Origin of the sequence: Clostridium thermopalmarium DSM 5974 (assembly GCF_002995795.1) — a bacterium.
GTDB lineage: Bacteria > Bacillota > Clostridia > Clostridiales > Clostridiaceae > Clostridium_H > Clostridium_H thermopalmarium.
In genome coordinates this window covers 109,420-131,032 of sequence record NZ_PVXN01000009.1, presented here as the reverse complement: position 1 = coordinate 131,032, position 21,613 = coordinate 109,420, and the positions used below count along the sequence as shown (strand labels likewise).

23 protein-coding genes are annotated in these 21,613 nt (G+C 28.4%); 2 read left to right on the top strand and 21 right to left on the bottom strand.

The annotated features are described in order from the left end of the window. Positions 1 to 238: 238 nt before the first annotated feature. The 17 genes from trmD to pta form a co-directional block, all read right to left on the bottom strand. On the bottom strand, positions 239 to 958 hold the full coding sequence (trmD, locus tag CPAL_RS02415) for a tRNA (guanosine(37)-N1)-methyltransferase TrmD (protein ID WP_061857470.1): 720 nt from the start codon (positions 956 to 958) through the stop codon (positions 239 to 241). Beyond that, positions 949 to 1,437: a ribosome maturation factor RimM gene (gene rimM, locus CPAL_RS02410; protein WP_061857471.1), complete on the bottom strand. Its 489-nt coding sequence runs from the start codon at positions 1,435 to 1,437 to the stop codon at positions 949 to 951. The genes trmD and rimM overlap by 10 nt, the downstream gene beginning before the upstream one ends. A gap of 83 nt (positions 1,438 to 1,520) precedes the next feature. Then, the gene (locus CPAL_RS02405; RefSeq protein ID WP_061857472.1) at positions 1,521 to 1,748 is read right to left on the bottom strand and encodes a KH domain-containing protein; all 228 of its coding nucleotides are present in this window, start codon (positions 1,746 to 1,748) and stop codon (positions 1,521 to 1,523) included. Between the two features lie 19 nt (positions 1,749 to 1,767). Then, complete coding sequence (gene rpsP, locus CPAL_RS02400; protein ID WP_061857473.1) at positions 1,768 to 2,025, bottom strand: 30S ribosomal protein S16; 258 nt, start codon at positions 2,023 to 2,025, stop codon at positions 1,768 to 1,770. 26 nt (positions 2,026 to 2,051) lie between these two features. Continuing rightward, positions 2,052 to 3,407, bottom strand: coding sequence for a signal recognition particle protein (gene ffh / locus CPAL_RS02395; protein ID WP_061857474.1), 1,356 nt, complete (start codon positions 3,405 to 3,407; stop codon positions 2,052 to 2,054). Between the two features lie 10 nt (positions 3,408 to 3,417). Next, complete coding sequence (locus CPAL_RS02390) at positions 3,418 to 3,765, bottom strand: putative DNA-binding protein (protein ID WP_061857475.1); 348 nt, start codon at positions 3,763 to 3,765, stop codon at positions 3,418 to 3,420. 75 nt (positions 3,766 to 3,840) lie between these two features. Beyond that, the gene (gene ftsY / locus CPAL_RS02385; RefSeq protein ID WP_061857476.1) at positions 3,841 to 4,752 is read right to left on the bottom strand and encodes a signal recognition particle-docking protein FtsY; all 912 of its coding nucleotides are present in this window, start codon (positions 4,750 to 4,752) and stop codon (positions 3,841 to 3,843) included. Positions 4,753 to 4,777: 25 nt separating this feature from the next. Beyond that, entirely contained in the window at positions 4,778 to 8,335 is a 3,558-nt protein-coding gene (gene smc, locus CPAL_RS02380; protein WP_061857477.1) for a chromosome segregation protein SMC, read from the bottom strand. 208 nt (positions 8,336 to 8,543) lie between these two features. Next, positions 8,544 to 8,804, bottom strand: coding sequence for a stage V sporulation protein S (locus CPAL_RS02375; RefSeq protein WP_061857478.1), 261 nt, complete (start codon positions 8,802 to 8,804; stop codon positions 8,544 to 8,546). Between the two features lie 62 nt (positions 8,805 to 8,866). After that, complete coding sequence (locus CPAL_RS02370) at positions 8,867 to 9,958, bottom strand: elongator complex protein 3 (RefSeq protein ID WP_106024017.1); 1,092 nt, start codon at positions 9,956 to 9,958, stop codon at positions 8,867 to 8,869. Then, the gene (rnc, locus tag CPAL_RS02365) at positions 9,951 to 10,658 is read right to left on the bottom strand and encodes a ribonuclease III (RefSeq protein ID WP_061857480.1); all 708 of its coding nucleotides are present in this window, start codon (positions 10,656 to 10,658) and stop codon (positions 9,951 to 9,953) included. Before rnc ends, CPAL_RS02370 begins: the two co-directional genes overlap by 8 nt. Positions 10,659 to 10,720: 62 nt before the next feature. Next, positions 10,721 to 10,954: an acyl carrier protein gene (gene acpP / locus CPAL_RS02360; RefSeq protein ID WP_061857481.1), complete on the bottom strand. Its 234-nt coding sequence runs from the start codon at positions 10,952 to 10,954 to the stop codon at positions 10,721 to 10,723. Positions 10,955 to 11,043: 89 nt separating this feature from the next. Continuing rightward, the gene (gene plsX, locus CPAL_RS02355) at positions 11,044 to 12,042 is read right to left on the bottom strand and encodes a phosphate acyltransferase PlsX (RefSeq protein ID WP_061857482.1); all 999 of its coding nucleotides are present in this window, start codon (positions 12,040 to 12,042) and stop codon (positions 11,044 to 11,046) included. Positions 12,043 to 12,118: 76 nt separating this feature from the next. Next, on the bottom strand, positions 12,119 to 12,301 hold the full coding sequence (gene rpmF / locus CPAL_RS02350; RefSeq protein ID WP_061857483.1) for a 50S ribosomal protein L32: 183 nt from the start codon (positions 12,299 to 12,301) through the stop codon (positions 12,119 to 12,121). 14 nt (positions 12,302 to 12,315) lie between these two features. Further along, positions 12,316 to 12,816: a YceD family protein gene (locus CPAL_RS02345; protein ID WP_061857484.1), complete on the bottom strand. Its 501-nt coding sequence runs from the start codon at positions 12,814 to 12,816 to the stop codon at positions 12,316 to 12,318. A 123-nt stretch (positions 12,817 to 12,939) separates the two neighbouring features. Then, complete coding sequence (locus tag CPAL_RS02340) at positions 12,940 to 14,139, bottom strand: acetate kinase (protein ID WP_061857485.1); 1,200 nt, start codon at positions 14,137 to 14,139, stop codon at positions 12,940 to 12,942. A gap of 73 nt (positions 14,140 to 14,212) precedes the next feature. After that, positions 14,213 to 15,205 carry a phosphate acetyltransferase gene (gene pta / locus CPAL_RS02335; RefSeq protein ID WP_061857486.1) on the bottom strand — a complete coding sequence of 331 codons (993 nt, stop codon included), beginning with the start codon at positions 15,203 to 15,205 and terminating at the stop codon, positions 14,213 to 14,215. 213 nt (positions 15,206 to 15,418) lie between these two features. Between pta and CPAL_RS02330 the strand changes: the two genes are divergently transcribed. Further along, positions 15,419 to 16,621 carry a nucleotidyltransferase gene (locus CPAL_RS02330; protein ID WP_061857487.1) on the top strand — a complete coding sequence of 401 codons (1,203 nt, stop codon included), beginning with the start codon at positions 15,419 to 15,421 and terminating at the stop codon, positions 16,619 to 16,621. Positions 16,622 to 16,713: 92 nt separating this feature from the next. After that, entirely contained in the window at positions 16,714 to 17,931 is a 1,218-nt protein-coding gene (gene ylbJ, locus CPAL_RS02325; RefSeq protein WP_061857488.1) for a sporulation integral membrane protein YlbJ, read from the top strand. Here the strand turns inward: ylbJ and CPAL_RS02320 are convergent. The 4 genes from CPAL_RS02320 to recG form a co-directional block, all read right to left on the bottom strand. Beyond that, complete coding sequence (locus CPAL_RS02320; protein ID WP_061857489.1) at positions 17,911 to 18,438, bottom strand: hypothetical protein; 528 nt, start codon at positions 18,436 to 18,438, stop codon at positions 17,911 to 17,913. The genes ylbJ and CPAL_RS02320 overlap by 21 nt on opposite strands. 13 nt (positions 18,439 to 18,451) lie before the next feature. Next, positions 18,452 to 18,934 (bottom strand): pantetheine-phosphate adenylyltransferase, encoded by a 483-nt coding sequence (coaD, locus tag CPAL_RS02315; RefSeq protein WP_061857490.1) that lies wholly within the window; start codon positions 18,932 to 18,934, stop codon positions 18,452 to 18,454. 1 nt (position 18,935) lies between these two features. Next, positions 18,936 to 19,493, bottom strand: a complete 558-nt coding sequence (rsmD, locus tag CPAL_RS02310; RefSeq protein WP_061857491.1) for a 16S rRNA (guanine(966)-N(2))-methyltransferase RsmD — start codon at positions 19,491 to 19,493, stop codon at positions 18,936 to 18,938. 86 nt (positions 19,494 to 19,579) lie between these two features. Then, a complete protein-coding gene (gene recG / locus CPAL_RS02305) occupies positions 19,580 to 21,607 on the bottom strand; it encodes an ATP-dependent DNA helicase RecG (RefSeq protein ID WP_061857492.1) in 2,028 nt (675 codons plus the stop codon). Positions 21,608 to 21,613: the final 6 nt, after the last annotated feature.

Genomic DNA, 21,613 nt, shown 5'->3' with positions numbered 1-21,613 from the left:
CATTTGTTTTAAATAACGCTTGTTCATCTCAAAACATCCTTTCTATTGGGTTTGTAGCAAAATTCATTATAGAAAGGATGTTTTCATTTTTAAACCCTAAATTTTTTCCAGTAAAAATCGGAATTTATATATTTCAATTATTATTCATCTAAACCATTACATATCAAGGGGCTACGCCCTATTTATTTTTTAATCTGCGAAACTTCTGTTAATAAATTGTTTATATAATTGTCTGTATCTATAAATCTTCACTAATTAACTTTTTATCTTCTTTAGATAAAGATATTTTATTAAATAAATCTGGCCTTAATTTTTTTGTTAAGATAAGAGATTGTTTTCTTCTCCATTTTCTTATATTTTGATGATGCCCTGATAATAATACTTCTGGTACTTTTTCTCCTTCAAAACACTCTGGCCTAGTATACTGTGGATATTCTAATAGTCCATTATAAAAGGATTCTTCTATAAAACTTTCACTTGAAGATAAGACACCCGGAATAAGTCTACAAATGCTATCTACAATTGGTATACAAGCCATTTCTCCTCCAGTTAATACAAAATCACCTAATGATATTTCTTCATCTATATATTTATAAATTCTTTCATCTATCCCCTCGTAATGACCACATAAAAAAATGATCTCATCCTCTTGAGAAAGCTTTTTTGCCATTTCTTGATTAAAAGTCTTACCTCTTGGTCCCAGGAATATTACTTTGCCTTTATTTAATTTTTTTATGCTTTTGATAGCATCAACTATAGGCTGTGGTGTCATAACCATTCCTGCACCACCTCCATAAGGATAATCGTCAACTTTCTTATGTTTATTAGTAGAATATTCTCTTATATTATGAGTATTTATATTAATTATATTGTTTTTTATGGCTCTTCCTATAATGCTATAGTTAAGAACTTGGAACATTTCAGGGAATAATGTTAAAATATCTATTCTCATTGCCATTCATCCACAGGCTTTATTATTATCTTTTTATTTTGCACATCAACTTTAACTATTATATGTTTAAGAGCTGGTATTAATAATTCTTTATCTCCTTTAATCCAGTATACTTCGTTACTTTTTGTATAAATAATTTCATCTATTTTCCCAAGTTCTTCTCCATTTTCATCATATACAATACATCCTATAATATCAGCTTCGTAATAAGTATCTTCAGGAAGTTCCACTGCTTGTTCTCTTTGTACCTTTATATACTTATTTTTAAGCTTTTTAGCCTCATCTATAGAATTTATACCTTCTATCTTTAGAATAACTTTTCCTGGTTGAAATTTATAACCTTCAATTTGAACCAAATTATTATCAATATACGCCTCTTTCAATTGTTCAAATCTCCTAACATCATCAGTCGCAGGCAATACTTTAATTTCTCCCTTTATTCCGTGAGTATTTATTATTTTCCCTACAGTTAAAAACTGCTCCATAATATTCCTATACTCCCTCCAAAATATTTTAAAAAAGAGTCAGGAATTTCCTAACTCTTTTAAACCAAAGTAATTATATATAATTAGATAATTTCTACAACAACTCTTTTATCTTCTTTTACAGCTGCTGCTTTAATTACAGTTCTAATAGACTTCGCTATTCTACCCTGTTTTCCAATTACCTTTCCCATATCTTCTGGGGCAACTTTTAATTCAAGAATTATTGATTGTTCACCAACAATTTCATTTACACTAACCATATCTGGGTTATCAACTAAAGCTTTAGCTATTACTTCTAGTAAATTCTTCATCTACCACACCCCCTGGTTATTACTTAGAAAGCTTTTCAGTTATTCCAGCTTGTGTGAAAAGTCTCTTTACAACATCTGTTGGTTGAGCACCATTCTTTATCCACTGAATAGCTTTTTCTTCGTCTATTTTTATAGTCTTTGGTTCTGATACTGGGTTATAATAACCTATCTCTTCAATAAATCTTCCATCTCTTGGAGATCTTGAATCAGCAACAACAACTCTATAAAATGGAGCTTTTTTTGCTCCCATTCTTCTTAATCTTATCTTTACTGCCATTAATTTCACCTCCTTAAATAATATATCTATTTAATGAATGGAATTTTTCCAAACATTCCTCTTTTAAATGATTTCTGCTGATTTTTCATCTGCTTCATCATTTTTTTCATCATTTGAAAATCTTTAAGTAACTTATTTACTTGTTGTACTGTAGTTCCAGAACCCTTAGCAATTCTTCTCTTTCTTGAAGGTGAATTGCTAACTAAAGCAGGATCCTTTCTTTCTTTTACAGTCATAGAATCAATTATTGCTTCTATTTTTTTTAGTTCTTTTTCACTTTGACTTAAGTCAATACCTTCTAATTGCTTTGCATTTACTCCCGGAACCATCTCAAGTAATTTTGTCATAGGTCCCATTTTCTTTATCTGAGCCATGGACTCCTTAAAATCCTCTAGATTAAACTCTAGATTCATCATTTTATCTCCTAGCTCTTTTGCCTTATCTTCATCAATAGCTTCTTGAGCCTTTTCTATTAGAGATAATATATCACCCATACCCAATATTCTAGATGCCATTCTATCTGGATGAAACACTTCGAGATCATTCATTTTTTCCCCTAATCCCACAAATTTAATAGGCTTTCCTGTAATAGCCTTTATGGATAGAGCTGCTCCCCCTCTAGTGTCACCATCTAACTTTGTAAGCACAACTCCTGTTATATCCAACATATTATTAAAACTTTCTGCAACATTAACAGCATCTTGACCAGTCATTGAATCTACAACTAATAATATTTCATTTGGTTGTACAGCATTTTTTATATTTTTTAGTTCAGCCATTAGATCTTCATCTATATGAAGTCTTCCAGCTGTATCTATAATAACTACATTTAAATCATTACTTTTAGCATGTTCTATAGAAGCTTTTGCTATATCTACGGGATTTACTTTATCTCCCATAGAAAAAACAGGTACATCTATCTGTTTTCCTACTACTTGAAGCTGTTTTATAGCAGCTGGTCTATAAACATCACATGCAACTAATAAAGGTTTCTTATTCTTTTTTCTTAGCTCAAGAGCTAGTTTACCTCCCATAGTAGTTTTACCCGCACCTTGAAGTCCTACCAGCATGATAACAGTTACTCCGTTAGTAGAAAATTCCATTTTACTTTCTGTGCTTCCCATTAATTCTTTCAATTCATCGTTAACTATTTTGATAACCTGTTGACCTGGAGTTAAGCTTTCCATTACTTCCTTACCAAGGCATTTTTCTCCTGTACTTTTTATAAAACTTTTAACTATTTTATAGTTAACGTCAGCTTCAAGCAAAGCTAACTTAACTTCTCTCATAGCTTCTTTTATATCTTTTTCGGATAGCTTACCTTTACCTTTTAACTTTTTTAAGGTATCTTGAAGTTTTGACGCTAATCCTTCAAATGCCATCTTAATCCTCCTAAATATTTTCAACTATAGTATTCTTTATTTCTTGTAGTGAACTTTTAAACGTCTCGCTATCGCTTTGCTCTTCAAGCCTATTGATTTTTTCAATAATTATATCTTTAACCTTTCTTAATTTATTACTTTTTTCTACAAGTTTCAGCTTATACTCATAATCTATTAACAATTTATTACATCTTTTTATTAAATCGTGTATCGCCTGTCTACTTGTATCTGTAAGTTCTGATATTTCTGATAAAGACAAATCTTGATTATAATAAAGCTCCATTATGTCTTTTTGTTTATCAGTTAAAAGTTCTTTATAATAATCCATAAGTATGGATATTTTTATCCTGTCTTCCATGTAATCACCAACTATCGACAAAAGATATAATATCAAAGTTTTTTATATGTGTCAAGTATTTTTACTTAACACTTTTTAAAATAATGCCTCTACAAAATCCTTTGCATTAAATTCCTGTAAATCCTCTATTCCTTCTCCTACTCCTATAAGTTTAACAGGAATATTTAATTGGTGCTTTATTGATATTATTACTCCGCCTTTTGCAGTACCATCTAACTTAGTTAATATAATTCCATTTATAGGACATACCTCTGTAAACTGCTTAGCTTGTTGAAGAGCATTTTGTCCTGTTGTAGCATCTAATACAAGTAAAGTTTCTTTTGATGCTTCACTATATTCTCTATCAATTATCCTATTAATTTTCTCCAATTCATTCATTAAATTTTTCTTATTATGAAGTCTTCCTGCAGTATCACATATTAGAATATCTGCCTTTCTTGCCTTCGAAGCCTGTATTGCATCAAATATTACAGCTCCAGGATCTGCTCCTTCTTGATGTCTTATAATATCTACTCCTGCCCTATCACTCCAAACCTCTAATTGATCAATAGCTGCAGCTCTAAAAGTATCAGCTGCTGCCATAATAACTTTATATCCCTTATTTTTTAACTTATATGAAACCTTGCCTATAGATGTAGTTTTACCTGCCCCATTAACACCAATTACTAAAAATACTTTTGGAGTACTTTCAATATTTATTGCATTATCTTCTGCTCCTAAAATCTCAATTAGAACTTCTTTAAGACAAGTATAAACTTCTTTTGGATCTTTTACCTTTTTTTCTTTCACTTTTTCTTTTACTTTCTCAATAATTTCTATAGATGTCTCAACACCTATATCTGCGGTTACTAATATTTCTTCTAGCTCTTCATACAGGTCATCATCTATCTTTATAGCTAAATTTAGAACATCAGCTACTTTTTCAGTAAAATTATTTTTAGTTTTTGTTAATCCACTTTTTAACTTGTCAAATAGATTTCCTAACATATTATCTCCTCTTTCCTATTTATAATTATTTACTTAAATCCACAGATACTATTTTAGATACTCCTTTCTCTTCCATAGTAACTCCATATAAAATGTCTCCTGCTTCCATAGTACCTTTTCTATGAGTAATAATTATGAACTGAGTATTGTTAGAGAATTTTTTAAGAAACTCAGCATATCTCACTACATTATAATCATCCAATGCCGCTTCAATTTCATCTAGTATACAAAATGGAGTAGGCTTCATTTTTAAAATAGCAAATAAAAGAGCTATAGCAGCTAATCCTTTTTCTCCTCCTGACATTAGGTTTATATTTTGTAGCTTCTTGCCTGGCGGCTGAACATTTATTTCTATATTAGCACTTAATTCATCTCCATCCTCTAATATTAGATCAGCATTCCCTCCTTTAAACAGTTCCTTAAAAGTTTCATTAAAATTTTTCCTCAATTTATTAAAGTTTTCATGAAATACAGTTTTCATTTTAATTGTCATTTCTTTAATTACATTTAATAATTCTTCCTTCGCCTTTATTAAATCTTCCTTTTGAGCACTCATAAATTTATATTTTTCCATTAATTCTTTATATTCCTCAATAGCGGCTAAATTTACTACTCCTAGTTTTGATATCTCTTCTTTATATAAAAGTATATCTTTCTTACATTGTTCAATATTTTCATCCTGTAATCTAATTTCTAGCGCTTCGGCATAAGTCAACTCCATTTCTTCATTTAACTTTGTATATATAGATTCTTTTTCTGCCTCATATCTTGCAAGAGAAATTTGTATATTGTTTTTAGCCTTTTCATTTTTATCATATATAATTGCAATTTTTTCTATGTTATCAGTAACTTTTTTTATATCTTCTTTAATTTTTGCTTTTTTTACATCACTTTCCTTAAATTTTTCTTCAAGTTCTAATATAGTAGAGGCTATACTCTTTATTTTACTTGCATTTTCTTCTATTCTATGTTTTGAAGAAAGAATTTTATTATTAAAGTCATTTATTTCATTTTTTATAGAATTTATTTGTACTTCCAACTCTTTTACTTCATTATTAAAACGTTCTAATTCCTTATTACTGCTTAAAATATTCTCATCAATTTGAGCTTTCTTTATTCTTAAAGAAGTAATTTTTTCATTAGCATTGTTAATTTCACTTTTTTCTTTTTCTAAAAGTTTTTCTAATTTCTCAATTTCGGATAAGTTTTCTTTTTCTAATCTCTTTATTTCTATAACTTTTTGTTCTTTAGAACTTAGGTCATTAAAATTATTATTTAAGCCTTCTCTAAGCATATAAATTTCATTGCTAGTTATATTTAAATCTCTTTTTAATTTTTCTGTTTCATTATCTATAGCACTAATCTTCCCTTTTATTTTAGTTTTTTCTATATTTTGATAGTAAATTTCATCTTTTAAGTTTAAGCAATTATCATCTAATTCTTTAATACTTTTTTTGCTTTCATTTATATTTTGATTTATATTTTTAATTTCATTATCATAATTTACTAATATCTCTTGTAATTCCTGTATTTCTCTTTTTCTTCCTATAATATTAGAACCTTTATGATATAAGCTTCCCCCTGTTAAAGCTCCTCCAGGATTTATAATTTCACCGTTTAAAGTTACAATTTTAATACTATAATCTACTTTATTAGCTATATTTAATGCAGTATCCATGTCCTCCGCTATAATAGTTCTTCCTAATGTATACTCTATTGCATTTGTATATTTTTTATTAAAACTTACAAGCTCACTAGCTATGCCTAAATATCCATCTAACTCTTTAATTTTATTTGGTAGGCTTATTTTTTTACCATTTACTATAGTTAATGGTAAAAATGTTGCTCTTCCTAAATTATTATTTTTTAAATAAGAAATTAACTTTTTTGCTATCACTTCATCTTTAGTTATAATGTTAGATATAGCCGCACCTAAGGCAACTTCAATAGCTATTTCAAATTTCTTATCTACTTGTATTACTTCTCCTAGTATACGTACATTCTCTATATTTTCATTTATCTTCCCTTGTTCAATGTGCTGTACTAATGTTTTTACAGCCTTATTATACCCTTCATGCTGTTTTTCTAAATTAATTAGAGCATTACAATTAGCTTCGGCTTTACTATGCTTCATAGAAACTTCTTTAAGTTTATTTTCATTAATTGTCAACTTTCTATTTTCTAATGATATCTTTTTCTTATATTCTTTTATTTCTTCTTCATACTTATTAATTTTTTTATCTAACTCTACTATTTCATTTTTAAGTACTTCTTTAGTCGTATGATTTATTTTAATTGAATTTATATACGCCTCTTTTGAAGCTTGAAGCTCTTCGAGTTTACCCTCTAACATGGATATATCATTTTTTAGTATGGTTATTTCATTTTCATTCTGTGTAATTTCACTTACTAATTCTATCCCATAAGACTTTGTTTTCTTTAACAAATTATTAATCTTCTCTATACAAATCTCTTTTTCCATAATTAATGACTCTAGCTTTTTAATATCTTTAGCTAAATTACTTTGAACTTCTAATAGTTCTTTATTTTTTGATTCTTCATCAAGCTTTTGTTTATTAACTATTTCAGCTTTTTCTTTAATATAATTTAAGTTCTTTAAAGACTTATTAGTAGCATTTTGTAAATTTTTCACTCTTTCATTTAGCAAATCGATTTCTGATGATAATCTCTGACTCTCAGTTTTTCTATTATAATACTCTTTTCTTTCCTCATTATTCTCTAATTCAAATTTCTCTAATTCTGCATTTAATATATGTAAATCTTCTTTATATTTATTACGTTCTATATGTAACTCTTTTAATTTAAGTTCATTATCATTCAATTCAGCTTTTAATTTATGAATTTTATTTTCTATAGCATCAATATTGTTTAAAATTAATGTTACTTCTTTAGCCTTTAATTTCCTCGATATTTCCAAAAAACTTTTAGCTTTCTCACTTTCTTTTTCTAGAGGCTCTAATCTTTCCTCATATGTACTAAAAATATCATTTATCCTCTGAAGATTTTGTTCTGTATTATAAAGCTTTTTCTCAGCTTCTTCTTTTCTTGTTTTAAATTTTACAATTCCAGCTGCTTCCTCTAAGAGACTTCTTCTTTCTTCTGGTCTTCCACTTAAAACAGCCTCTATTTTACCTTGTCCTATTATAGAATATCCTTCTTTTCCGATACCCGTATCCATAAACAATTCTTGAATGTCTTTAAGTCTACACTTAGTATTATTTATATAATATTCACTTTCTCCAGATCTAAAAAGCCTTCTCATTATGGTTACATCTGTATATTCTATAGGTAACTGTGAATCACTATTATCTAATACAAGGGTTACTTGAGCTAATCCAAGAGGTTTTCTAAATTCTGTTCCAGCAAAAATTACATCTTGCATTTTCCCTCCTCTTAGATTTTTTATGCTTTGTTCCCCTAAAACCCATTTAACAGCATCTAATATATTGCTCTTACCACTTCCATTTGGTCCTACAATAACTGTAATTCCATCTTTTAAAACTAACTCTGTTTTATCTGCAAAAGATTTAAATCCTCTTATCTCTATTGATTTTAAAAGCATGTATACCTCTCCTAATTTAAACGTTAATGAAGAATTCCTTCTTATATGTATGATAGATTTTATGCTAAAGCATAAAATCTATATAATCTATTTTAAATTTACGATAGTACCCTATAATTTTAAAGTATATCATTGAAAATATCAATTATCATATAAATAAACAGAATAAATAAAAATAAAAAACCGTGTTTCCACGGTTTGATTTTGTTTATCTAGGTTCCACTATAAACTTTATAGCTGTTCTTTCTTCTCCATCAATTGATATCTGAGAGAATGCAGGAATAACTACTAAATCGATACCATTAGGTGCTACAAAACCTCTTGTAATCGCTAATGCTTTAACTGCTTGATTTACTGCCCCTGCTCCTACAGCTTGAACTTCAACGCTTCCGCATTCTCTTAAAACTGCTGCAAGTGCTCCTGCTACTGATTTTGGTTGAGACTGAGCTGATACTTTTAATACTTCCATTTTAAATCCTCCCTACAAAAATTATTATTGTATATTACTACATCTTTCATAGGGAATATATTCTATAAAACATTTAATTTTCCTTCTTTATACTTATTCTTTAAATATTCTTTTATAGATATCTTTTTATATTTTTCATCAACTTCCAACGATAAAGTATTTCTTTCTAAAGAATTATCTTGTAAAACCTTTAGTTTATTTGTTTTATTTTTAACCTTTATGTCGTTAAAAAATTTCTTTTTATATGCATATAATTTAGATATATCTTTATTATTAATTACTATAAAAATTTCTTTATTCTTATAATTCCTTATTTGTTCATGTATAATATCATTATATATACTTCCTTCAACCAATTCTCTAAAAGATGGATGGAAAGGACCAGCAATTAAGTCTTTACCATAATTAATTTCTTCAGTAGGTTGTAAGCCAATTCTTATTACACTTATATCATTAGCTATAAACATAGCATATATTATTTTACTTATGTTCATAGCCTGTTCTAAAGTATATGGACTATATACTTTATCATTATACATTCTTTCTATTGGAGTATCCTTTACAACGAGGGACGGATAAATCCTAGCTATATTAGGTTTCAATTCTATAATTTTTCGTGCTGTATCTATATCCTTTTTAAATGTATCTCCTGGTAATCCCAGCATAATTTGATGTCCTAATGTAAATCCATATTCTTTTATAAGCTGAGAAGCTTTAACTACATCATTAGAAGTATGTCCTCTTCCAGATTTTTTTAACACCTCATCATCCATAGATTGAACCCCTAATTCAATTATATCTGTTGAATATTCTTTTAGATTCTTAAGTATTTTATGATTTATATAATCTGGTCTAGTAGATAAATGTATAAAATCAATAATACCTTTATCCTTATATTGTTTTGCTACACTTAATAATTCCTTTTGTTTATCCATATCTATAGCTGTAAATGTTCCGCCATAAAATGATACTTCCACAATGGAATTTTCTCTTTTTATAGTGCTTAAGTATTCTTCTATAGTATTTTCAACAGTTTGCGAATTAATCTTATTATCAGTTACTCCGGTTATACTGTTTTGATTACAAAAAACACAATCATGAGGACATCCTTCATGAGGTACAAAAATAGGAATAATATAATGTAACTTATTCATAAATATCACCTAAATTTTCTAGTGCTTCTTTTGCAGCATTTTGCTCAGCTTCTTTCTTAGAGTATCCCTCGCCTACACCTTTCACTAAAGGAGATACTATAACTTCAGTAAAAAATTTTCTTCTGTGAGGTGGGCCTTCGAATCCAGATAGATTATATTCTATATTATATTCCCCGAATTTTTGAATAGTTTCTTGTAATTTTGTTTTATAATCTAATATTATTTCATCATTATCTGCTTTATCGATTAATTCTTGAAAGTTATCTATAATAAATCTCTTTGCACTCTCGTATCCTTGATCTAAATATATAGATGCAATTATAGCTTCTACACAGTCTGAAAGTATTGAGACCCTAGTTCTTCCTCCAGTCATTTCTTCACCTTTACTCATATTTATATATTCACCTATTTTCAATTTCATAGCCACATAGTGTAGGGAATTACCACAAACAATTAATGCTCTTTTTTTTGTTAAAAATCCTTCTGGTTTATCTTTATACTTATTATAAAGCAATTCCGATATGCATAACTGAAGAATAGAATCTCCGAGAAATTCTAATCTTTCATTTGATATAATGCTCTTATTTTCGTTTACAAAAGAACTATGAGTTAAAGCAGTATCTAGTAATTCTATATTATTAAACTTAACATTAAGTCTATTTTCTAGTTCATTAAGGATAACTTTTCTAGATTCTTTCATCAAAACATCTCCTATAATTATATAAATTTAAAGTCCCGTAGTAACGGGACTTTTATCAAATATTATTCCTCTATATGAGAACTTATATACTCCACTACATCTCCAACTTTAGTTGCCTTTTCTGCATCTTCATCTGGAATTTCTATATCAAACTCCTCTTCTAAAGCCATTATAAGTTCAACTACATCTAGTGAATCTGCTCCTAAATCATCTACAAATAATGAATCCATAGTTATTGTATTCTCATCAAGACCAAGTTGGTCTGCTATAATTTTTTTTACCCTTTCAAAAACCACCACTTTCACCTCCAATACAAATTCTACAATATGATAATATTACATAACTTATACATCGTCAATAACATAATACTATTTTTCCAACTTCCTTATACCATTTTTTCTTCAATATGTACCTTTATCTTTTCAATCACTTTGTTATCATAAAATATTATAGCCTGTTTTATAGCGTTTTTAAAAGCCTTGCTATCTGAACTTCCATGAGCCTTTATACATATACCATCTACACCAAGAAAAGCTGCTCCTCCGTATTCCTTGTAATCAAAATCTCTTTTAAACTTCACAAATACTGGTTTAAGCAACATCCCACCTAACTTAGTTCTAAAAGACGCCATTATATCTTCTTTTAGTTTAGTAAATATTGTTCCAGCCACTCCCTCATACATCTTTAACACTGTATTTCCAACAAACCCGTCGCATACTAGAACATTAACTTTCCCTTCAGGAATTTCTCTTGGCTCTACATTTCCCACAAAATTAAAACTACATTCCTTTAATAATTTATATGCTTCTTTTGTAAGCTCATTTCCTTTTTCTTCTTCACTGCCAATATTAATCAATCCTATAGTAGGTTCTTTAATATTTAAAATATTTTTAAAATAAACTTCACCCATTTGAGCAAATTGAACTAAGTTGATAGGCTTGCATTCAGCATTAGCACCGCAATCGATTATCATAAAAGGACCATTTTTGCCTGGCATTATAGGAGCTAAAGCTGGTCTATTTATTCCTTTTATTCTTCCTATAACTAAAGTTGCTCCTGCTAAAAATGCTCCTGTACTTCCTGCCGATATAACAGCATCAGCTTCTTTATTTTTAACTAATTCTAGAGCTTTATATATACTAGAATTTTTTTTACGTCTTATAGCCATTACAGGATGTTCATTATTGCTGATTATCTCTCTAGCATCTAGCATAGTTATTTTTTGCTTATTATATTCATACTTAGATAATTCTTGGCTTATCAAATCTTTGGGACCTGTAATTACTATATCTATGTTTTTATACTCTTTAACAGCCTCTACACACCCTTCTATGACTGCATGAGGTGAATAGTCTCCTCCCATTCCATCCACAGCTATCTTCATACTCTTTCCCTCTCTTTTAAATTAAGATTAAATTCATTTAAATTCAAAAAAAGAAAGTCGTATGACTTTCTTTTTGCTATTTTTCAATTGAAACTATTTCTTTACCATCATAGTATCCACATTCTTTACATACTCTATGAGCAAGCTTCATTTCATGGCATTGTGGACATTCAACAATTCCAGGTAGGCCTAACTTAAAAGTTTGAGCTCTTCTTGAATCTCTTCTAGCTTTTGATGTTTTTCTTTTTGGATGTGCCATCTGTTTTCACCTCCTTAGTTATTTGAGAAAAAGTCTCTCAACTTTGCAAGTCTTGGATCAACATCATCCTTTTTACAATTGCATTTAGAATGATTTAAGTTTGTGCCACATACCGAACATAAACCCTTACATTCTTCACTGCAAAGTTTTTTCATTGGTAGTGACAAAATGATATTAGTTTCAATGACTGGCGAAAAATCAACCTTATCATTATTTATAATGATAATATCATCATCTTTATTATGATTAAACTTAGAAAACTTCTCATGAATTTCAACTTGTATGTACTTGTCAAAATTCTCGAGACATCTGGAACACACAAGATTTAATGTAGTACTCATTGTTCCATCAAAATTTATTATATCACCTGTTAATGTAAAAGTTCCATTTATATTAACAGGTTCTACAAAAACAATTTTTTCATCTTCAAATGTAATATTATTGCCTTCAAAAGATACATCGATTTCTTTTCGCGTATGTCTCTTACCTGTTAAATCAGAAATATCTAATAGCATAATACACCTCAATTATTATAAATGGGCTAACAAATACCTACAAAATTGTAGAATTCATTAGCCACAACCTATTATATAAACATGCTAATAAAAAGTCAAGTATTTTATTATAGCTTTGCTATTTTATGCTTGTTTTTCAACTATTTCTTTAGTATCTTTCGCTATCATTAATTCTTCATTTGTTGGTATAACTAATAGTTTAACCTTAGAATCATCTGTACTTATTATTGAAGCTTTTCCTCTTACATTGTTCTTTTCTTTGTCTATTTTAGTATCTAAGAAACCTAGAGCATTTGCTATTTCTTCTCTAGTTTCAATTCCATTTTCTCCAAGTCCAGCTGTAAATACTACAGCATCAACTCCACCCATTACAGCAGTATATGCTCCGATATATTGAACAACTTTATATTTAAATATATCTAAAGCTAATTTTGCTCTTTCGTTTCCTTCAGCTGCAGCAGCTTCAATATCTCTAAAATCACTGCTTACTCCTGATATTCCTAAGACTCCAGATTTTTTATTCATTAAGTTATCAACTTCATCTAATGAAAGATTTAATTCTTTCATCAAGAAAGTAACTATTGCAGGGTCTATATCACCACATCTTGTTCCCATTGTCAAACCAGCAAGTGGAGTAAATCCCATAGTTGTATCTATACACTTTCCATTTTTAACAGCAGCTAAACTAGCCCCATTTCCTAAATGGCAAGTTATAATTCTTAGATCCTTAATATCTTTTTCTAACATATCAGCAGCAACTCTAGATACATATTTATGAGATGTTCCATGGAATCCATACTTTCTTACACCATGGCTCTTATATAATTCATATGGTAATGAATACATATAAGCATGCTCAGGTAATGTCTGATGAAATGCTGTATCAAATACTGCAACCATAGGAGTATTTGGCATTAATTCTTTGCATGCATTGATTCCTATTATGTTTGGTGGATTATGTAAAGGTGCAAGTTTTACAAAGTCATCTAAAGCTTTCATAACATCCTCATCTATAAGAACAGATTCTGCATATTTTTCTCCGCCATGAACAACTCTGTGACCTACAGCAGATATTTCAGACATATCACTTATTACACCATGTTCTTTATCGATTAAAGCATTAAGTACTAATTCAATTGCCTTTTTATGATCCTTCATTGGCTCTTCAATAACATATTTGTTTCCATTGACTTTATGTGTCAAAACAGATCCTTCTATACCTATTCTTTCTACTAGACCTTGTGCTAAAGGTTGTTCAGTAGTCATATCAATAAGTTGGTATTTTAAAGATGAACTTCCACAGTTTATTACTAGTATTTTCATGAATCTTCCTCCTAATTAAAATCCTCTATATTTTAATTTATCTATGTTATAGATAAAATTTAATTCATTTATATTATTGGGCTTGAACAGCAGTTATAGCTACAACGTTTACTATATCTTCTGCACTGCATCCTCTTGATAAATCATTTATAGGTTTTGCAAATCCTTGGCAAATAGGACCTGTAGCATGAGCTTTTGCAAACCTTTGTACTAACTTATATCCTATATTTCCAGCTTGTAAATCTGGGAATACCAATACATTTGCTTTTCCTGCTACTGGACTATTTGGAGCTTTTAAATCTGCTACTTCTTTAACTAAAGCAGCATCTAATTGTAATTCTCCATCTATTGCTAAATCTGGTCTTTCTGCTTTTGCAATTTCAGTTGCTTTTCTTACTTTATCAACAAGTTCATGATCTGCACTTCCCATAGTTGAAAATGAAAGCATAGCAACTCTAGGCTCTATTCCACATAATTTTTTAGCTGATTCTGCTGTTGAAATAGCTATTGAAGCTAATTGCTCAGCCGTTGGGTTAGGATTTACTGCGCAGTCAGCAAATAAAAGCAATCCGTCTTCGCCATATTCAGAATTAGGAACTTGCATTACAAAAGTACCAGATACTATTGATATATTTGGTGCTGTTTTTACAATTTGTAATCCTGGCCTCAATAAGTCTCCTGTTGTATGTATAGCACCTGATACCATACCATCTGCATCCCCTACTTTAACCATAACAGTTCCAAAGTATAAAGGATCCTTAACTATCTTTAATGCCTTTTCTTCTGTCATTCCTTTATGTTTTCTTAATTCATATAATTCTTTAGCATATAATAATGTTTTATCAGATGTCTCTGGATCAACTATCTTTACTCCTTCAATATTTGAATTTAATTCTTTTGCTCTTTTTCTTATTTTTTCTTCATTTCCTACTAAAATTAATTTTGCAAGAGAATTATCATTTATTTTTCCAGCAGCAACAAGATTTCTATCTTCTTCTCCTTCTGGAAGAACAATTGTTTTTAAATCTTGTTTTGCTAAATCCCACATTTTTTCTATAAATCCCATTTATAATTTCTCCTTTCGATTTTCATAAACAAATATATTTAAGCTATATAATATACCCTACATAATAATATACACCGATTTTGATATGATTTTCAATAAAAAATAAAGTTTTTTTATTGTTGTTTATTATTTTTGTTTTATTTTGTAGCATTTTACATTAATTCATATATAATTTTAATATAAATGTCTAAAAATATATTAAGAGGTGATTAAATGAACTTAACAGCAATCATAGCAGAGTATAATCCACTACATATGGGACACTTATATCATATAGAATCTGCTAAAAATTTAACCAATTGTGATGGAATCATTTGCGTAATGAGCGGCAATTTTACCCAAAGGGGAATTCCTTCTATTATTTCTAAATGGGATAGAGCAAAAACTGCACTAAACTGTGGGGTAGATTTAGTTATAGAACTTCCTCTTATATACAGTTTATCTTCAGCAGAATTTTTTGCATTCGGTGCAGTAAGTTTGCTTAACAACTTAGGAATTGTAAATAATTTGTGTTTTGGCAGCGAAAGCGGAAATATAAAATCAATATATAAAATAGCCTCAGTATTATATGAAGAACCTGAAATTTTCAAAGACTATTTAAAATCTTATTTGAACAAAGGACTTTCTTACCCTGCTGCTAGAAGTAAAGCTCTATCTCATATTTTCAAAAAAGATTTGGATATAATAGAAACTTTAAAACATCCTAATAATATCCTAGCTATAGAATATTGCAAAAGCTTAATAAAGCTAGATAGTGCTATAGTTCCGTATACTATTAAAAGAATTGGCTCATCCTATAATAATATAAATTTAGAAAAACAATTTTCAAGCGCTACATCAATACGCAATCATCTTAAAAATAAAGGAAACATTGAGCTTCTTATGAATACATTGCCTTCATCTTCCTACAATATATTATACACAAATTATAATAATAAAAACTTAGCATTTGAAGAATCTATTTTTAATTATATTAAATATAAAGCTCTTACCTCGAAAAATAACCTTGAAAATTTACCAGATGTTTCAGAGGGAATTCATAATAAGTTATACTCAGCTCTATCTTCGTCTAGTTCATATGAAGAATTAATTAATACTGTAAAAAGCAAAAGATATACATATAGCCGTATTAGCCGAATACTGTGTCAATATTTTATAGGATTAGAAGAATATAATACTGCTGAATTAAGAAAATTACCAGCTCAATATGCCAGAATTCTTGGATTTAATAATCGTGGAAGAGAAATATTGCGAGAAATTAAGAGAACTGCTTCTATCCCTATATATACTAAACTTCCAAAAAACTTGAATACCATGCTTCAAATAGATGTACAGGGAACTAAAGCCTATAGTATTATTAATAAATCTATATCTTTTAATAGCGATTTTACAATCTCCCCTATTCGATTATTTTAGAAGTAATATTAATGACCTACTCTAAAATATAATTATATTAGCTTTTAGTATTAAAATTCTAAAAGCTAATTAATACTTTCGAGGGGATATATATGATTATAATTTTTTGTTTGCTACTAATTTTGTTTCTAATAGTGTTTTTCATATTTGACCTTATTAAAAGTACAGAAGTCAGTCTAACTAAAAACCTTATAGCAACTTCCATTTGTACAGTTTTTATACTAGGTATTATATTTAATCCTAAAATATGTTTAAATTCAGCTTTAGAAGGAAGTAAATTATTTATTACATCAGTATTTGTATCTGTATTTCCGTTCTTAGTACTAATTAACATGATATTATCTTATGATGGTATTAATATTTATTCTAAACTTTTAGGTAACATATTATGTAAGCCTCTTAGGCTTCCCAAAAATTGTTCTGTAGTCATAATTATAAGTATGTTATGCGGATATCCCTTAGGTGCTAAATATGCCTCAGATTTGTACGAAAAAAGAATTATAGATTTTCAAACTTGTGAAAGACTTATTAATATAGCATCTAATCCTAGCCCTCTTTTTATTCTTGGTGCTGTAGGAACATCTATGCTTAATAATTCATCTATAGGATTTCTACTTTTAATATCTTGTTACTTATCTTGTATTGTAATGGCTATAATTATACCTCCTAATAATTCTTTATATCGAGCTTATAAAGAAAAAAAAGAATCCTACAATCCTGCTTATATACATACTCCAAATTCTTTAGGAGATATTCTCAAAACTAGTGTAGACAATGCCTTAAAAACTTCATTTTCTATAGGAGGATTTATTATTTTCTTTTCAGTTTTAACAGCCATAATAAAAAACAATATCCTATTCGATATTGTTTTTAAAAAACTTTCCTTAATTTTTAATTATAAAAAAGAAATATTTCAAAGTTTTTTTCTAGGATTATTAGAGATGACAAATGGATGCAGTCTAATTTCAAAATTAGATATAGACAGTATATATAAAATTATTATTATAAGTTTTCTATTAGGCTTCAGTGGTTTGTCTATAATTTCTCAAACTTTTTCCGTTACATATAAAACTAATATTTCTGCTAAAAAATATATTAAAAGAAAACTTATACAAGGCATTATATGTAGCATATTATCTTTTCTATTATATACCTTGAATATATTTAAATTATCAATATCAACTTCTGTTTTAAACAATCTTACATATAATAATGTTAATTTAATTGCTATATTTGCTATCCAAATTATACTTTTATTACTTCCTATTTTTATATCAAAACTAATTAATCTATTTCACCGTATCTCTTAATTCTTTAATGTTTTCTCTTATAGTATTAGTTATAGATGATGTACTAGCTTCTAAGTTTTTTATATACTCCTCTGTTCTTTGCTTAATACTTAGAAGCATTTGTTCACTTTTTATACTTATTTCTTTTTCTAGTTCACACAGTATTTCATCTGCATACTCTCTTGCACCTATTCTTATAATTTTAGAATCTTTCTTGGCTGAAGCAATTATTTCTTTTGCTCTAATTTCCGCTTCTTTTGTTATACTATGTTTTTCTATTTCCTTTTTCAATATTTCATAGCTGTCTATTTTTATTTGTTCAGCTTGAGCATAAGCATCTTTTAAAATTCTTTCTTTTTCGTTACATATCCACTGAGCTTTTTTAAACTCATCCGGCAAATAGTTTATAATTTGTTCAATGATATCTATAATCTCTTTTCTATCTACCACTATTTTCCCAACTATAGGCAAACTATGCGATGTTTCTATTATTTCTTGAAGATACTCTAATAACTTTATAACCTCCATATTGTTCATCATCCTACTTTTTATTAATTTTGTCCACAATATCATTTACTATTTCACTTGGAACTAGATCTTCTATACATCCTCCAAACATCACTACTTGCTTTATAGAGGATGAACTTAGATATGAATATTTAGCATTAGTCATCATAAAACAAGTTTCTATGGATGCATCTAATTTTTTATTCATAAGTGCCATTTGAAATTCATATTCAAAGTCAGAGACCGCTCTTAATCCTTTTACTATAACTTGAGCATTTTTTTCTTTCATATAATTTACAAGAAGTCCATAAAAGCTTTCAACCTTTACATTTTTTATATTTTTAGTAACTCTTTTTATTAACTCTACTCTTTCTTCTATAGTAAAAAGTCCTTTTTTATCCGGGTTTATTAATACTGCTACGATTACTTCATCAAATATTTTAGCAGCCCTTTCTATTATATCCAAATGTCCATTAGTAATTGGGTCAAAGCTTCCTGGGTATACTGCTATTTTCATTTTATTCCTCCCTATACTTATAAAAACAAACAGTAGTCTTTCCGTATTTTCTATAATCCACTATTCTAATTTTTTCATCACCTTCATATATTTTTTCAGAAGAGTCTATCTTAGTAACTATTAGACCATCTTTATGCAAAAGTGATTCTTCCTGTACTATTTTTATTGCTGGAGGAATCATTTCTTTAGCATAAGGTGGATCTATAAATATCAAATCAAATATTTTTTTCTTTTTTCCTAAATCTTTTAACACCATATATGAATCTTTATTTAAACACATACATTTATCTTCAAATCTTAAGTTTTTCACATTTTCTTTTAATCTTTTGAATGTAGTTGGGTGTTTATCAACTAGGTAGCATTCCTTTGCTCCCCTGCTTACAGCCTCTAATCCTAGACTCCCTGTTCCTGCAAATACATCTATAACAACTGCATCTTCAATTCTATTTTGTATTATATTAAATATATTTTCTTTAACTCTATCTAAAGTTGGTCTTGTCTGCATACCATCTGGTGGTAAAAGTTTTTTACCTTTAGCTATTCCCGCAATGATTCTCATTTTTATCCTCCCTTATGAATGGATACATCCAGTCTTATTTCATATTTTAACATATATCAATTTATTGCACAAAAATATTTTATAAATTAATTGAAACAAATATATTTAGAAGTATTTTCAAGTCTCTTTAAAATTTGATTTTTTATAAATATGTCTTCTTCTTTATTACTATTAATTAATACTTTTGCTTCATAATTAGCATATCTAAGTAAATCAGAATCTTCTATAAGATTAGCTATAATTAACCCATCATCCCCATGTTGATTTAATCCAAAAATTTCTCCAGTTCCACGTAATTTTAAATCTTGTTCTGCTATAAAAAATCCATCATTGCTACTGGTGATGATTTCCATTCTCTTTTTTGAAATTTCACTTTTTAAATCACTTATTAAAATACAATATGATTTTTTATTTCCTCTTCCTACTCTTCCCCTTAACTGGTGAAGCTGAGAAAGTCCAAACCTTTCCGCATTTTCAATTATCATAATCGTTGCATTAGGTACATTTACTCCAACTTCTATAACGGTAGTAGAGATTAAAGCTTTTATATCTCCATTCTTAAACTTTTCCATAACTTCGTCTTTTAACTTAGTTGTCATTTTACCATGAAGTATTTCTATGTTTATATCCTTAAAATAACTCTTTTTTAGCTCTTCATATAGTTTCTCTACTGATGTAATTTTTATTTTTTTATTTTCTTCGACTAGTGGACATACTATATATACTTGAGCTCCTTTCTGTATTTCACTTAGAGCAAAATTGTAGACTCTTTTTTTCTGACTTTTATCTACATAAAAAGTGTCTACTTTTTTTCTACCTGGAGGTAATTCATCTATAGTTGATACATCTAAATCACCATATATTGATAATGCTAAGGTTCGTGGTATTGGAGTTGCTGACATAACAAGTACATCTATATTTCTATTTTTATTACATAAAGTAGTCCTTTGCCTTACTCCGAATCTATGTTGTTCATCCGTAACAACCATACCTAAGTTACTAAACTCTACATCATCTTCTAATAATGCATGTGTCCCTATTATTATATCAATCCTTCCTAATTTTAAATCTTCCTTTATCATCTTTTTATTTTTGTCAGTAGTACTTCCGCATAATAAAGCAATATTTAAATTAAAGTCTTTAAATACCTTTTTTGCTTCCTCGTAATGTTGATTAGCTAATATTTCTGTTGGAGCCATAAGAACTCCTTGATATCCGTTTTTGACTACATTAAAAAGAGCTATTAAAGCGATTATAGTTTTGCCACTTCCAACATCTCCTTGAACTAATCTGTTCATAGGTCTATCTTTTTTTTCATCTATAAGAATTTCTCTAATTACTCTACTCTGAGCGGAAGTTAAAGTAAAAGGCAATTTCTCTTTTAATAATTTTAGTTCTGGGGCTATAGAAAAACTTATTCCGCTACTATTCCTATATTCCTTTATCATAAGCAATTTTAAAGAATAAGTAAAAAGTTCTTGAAACTTTAATCTTCTTATGGCCTTTTTTAGGAATTCTTCTTTTTTAGGATTATGTATATTTCTAATTGCTTCATCTAAGGAACATAAATTATACTTTTTTATAATTTGACTAGGAAGATTTTCTTTTATTTCTATAGTATTTAATACGCTCGATATAGCCTTGACAAAAAAATTATTAGTAAGACTTCCTTTCAGAGAATATTTAGGCTCAATTGAACGACTAATACTTTTAGGATCAACTATTACTGGATTTACTAAAATTTTTTTATTTTTATATAATTCAACATTACCAGATAAAAGGTAATCTCGTCCAAGTTTAAATTTACTTTTCATATAAACTTGATTAAACCACTTGCACTCAAAAATTGATTTATTATTTCTAAAAACTATAGTAGAAATTATCATATTTTTTTTAATCTGAATATCTTTATTAATTTTAATTGCTGTAGCTCTTATTGCAATTTTTTTATTATCTACAACTTCTTCAATATCATTACAATAGGTAATTTGGTCATAATCCCTAGGAAAATATAATATCAGATCTAATATTGTATATATTCCGCATTTATTTAAAGTTTCTTTAGTTTTTGGTCCTACACCCTTTAAAATGCTTATATCATCATTAATGTGCATACATCT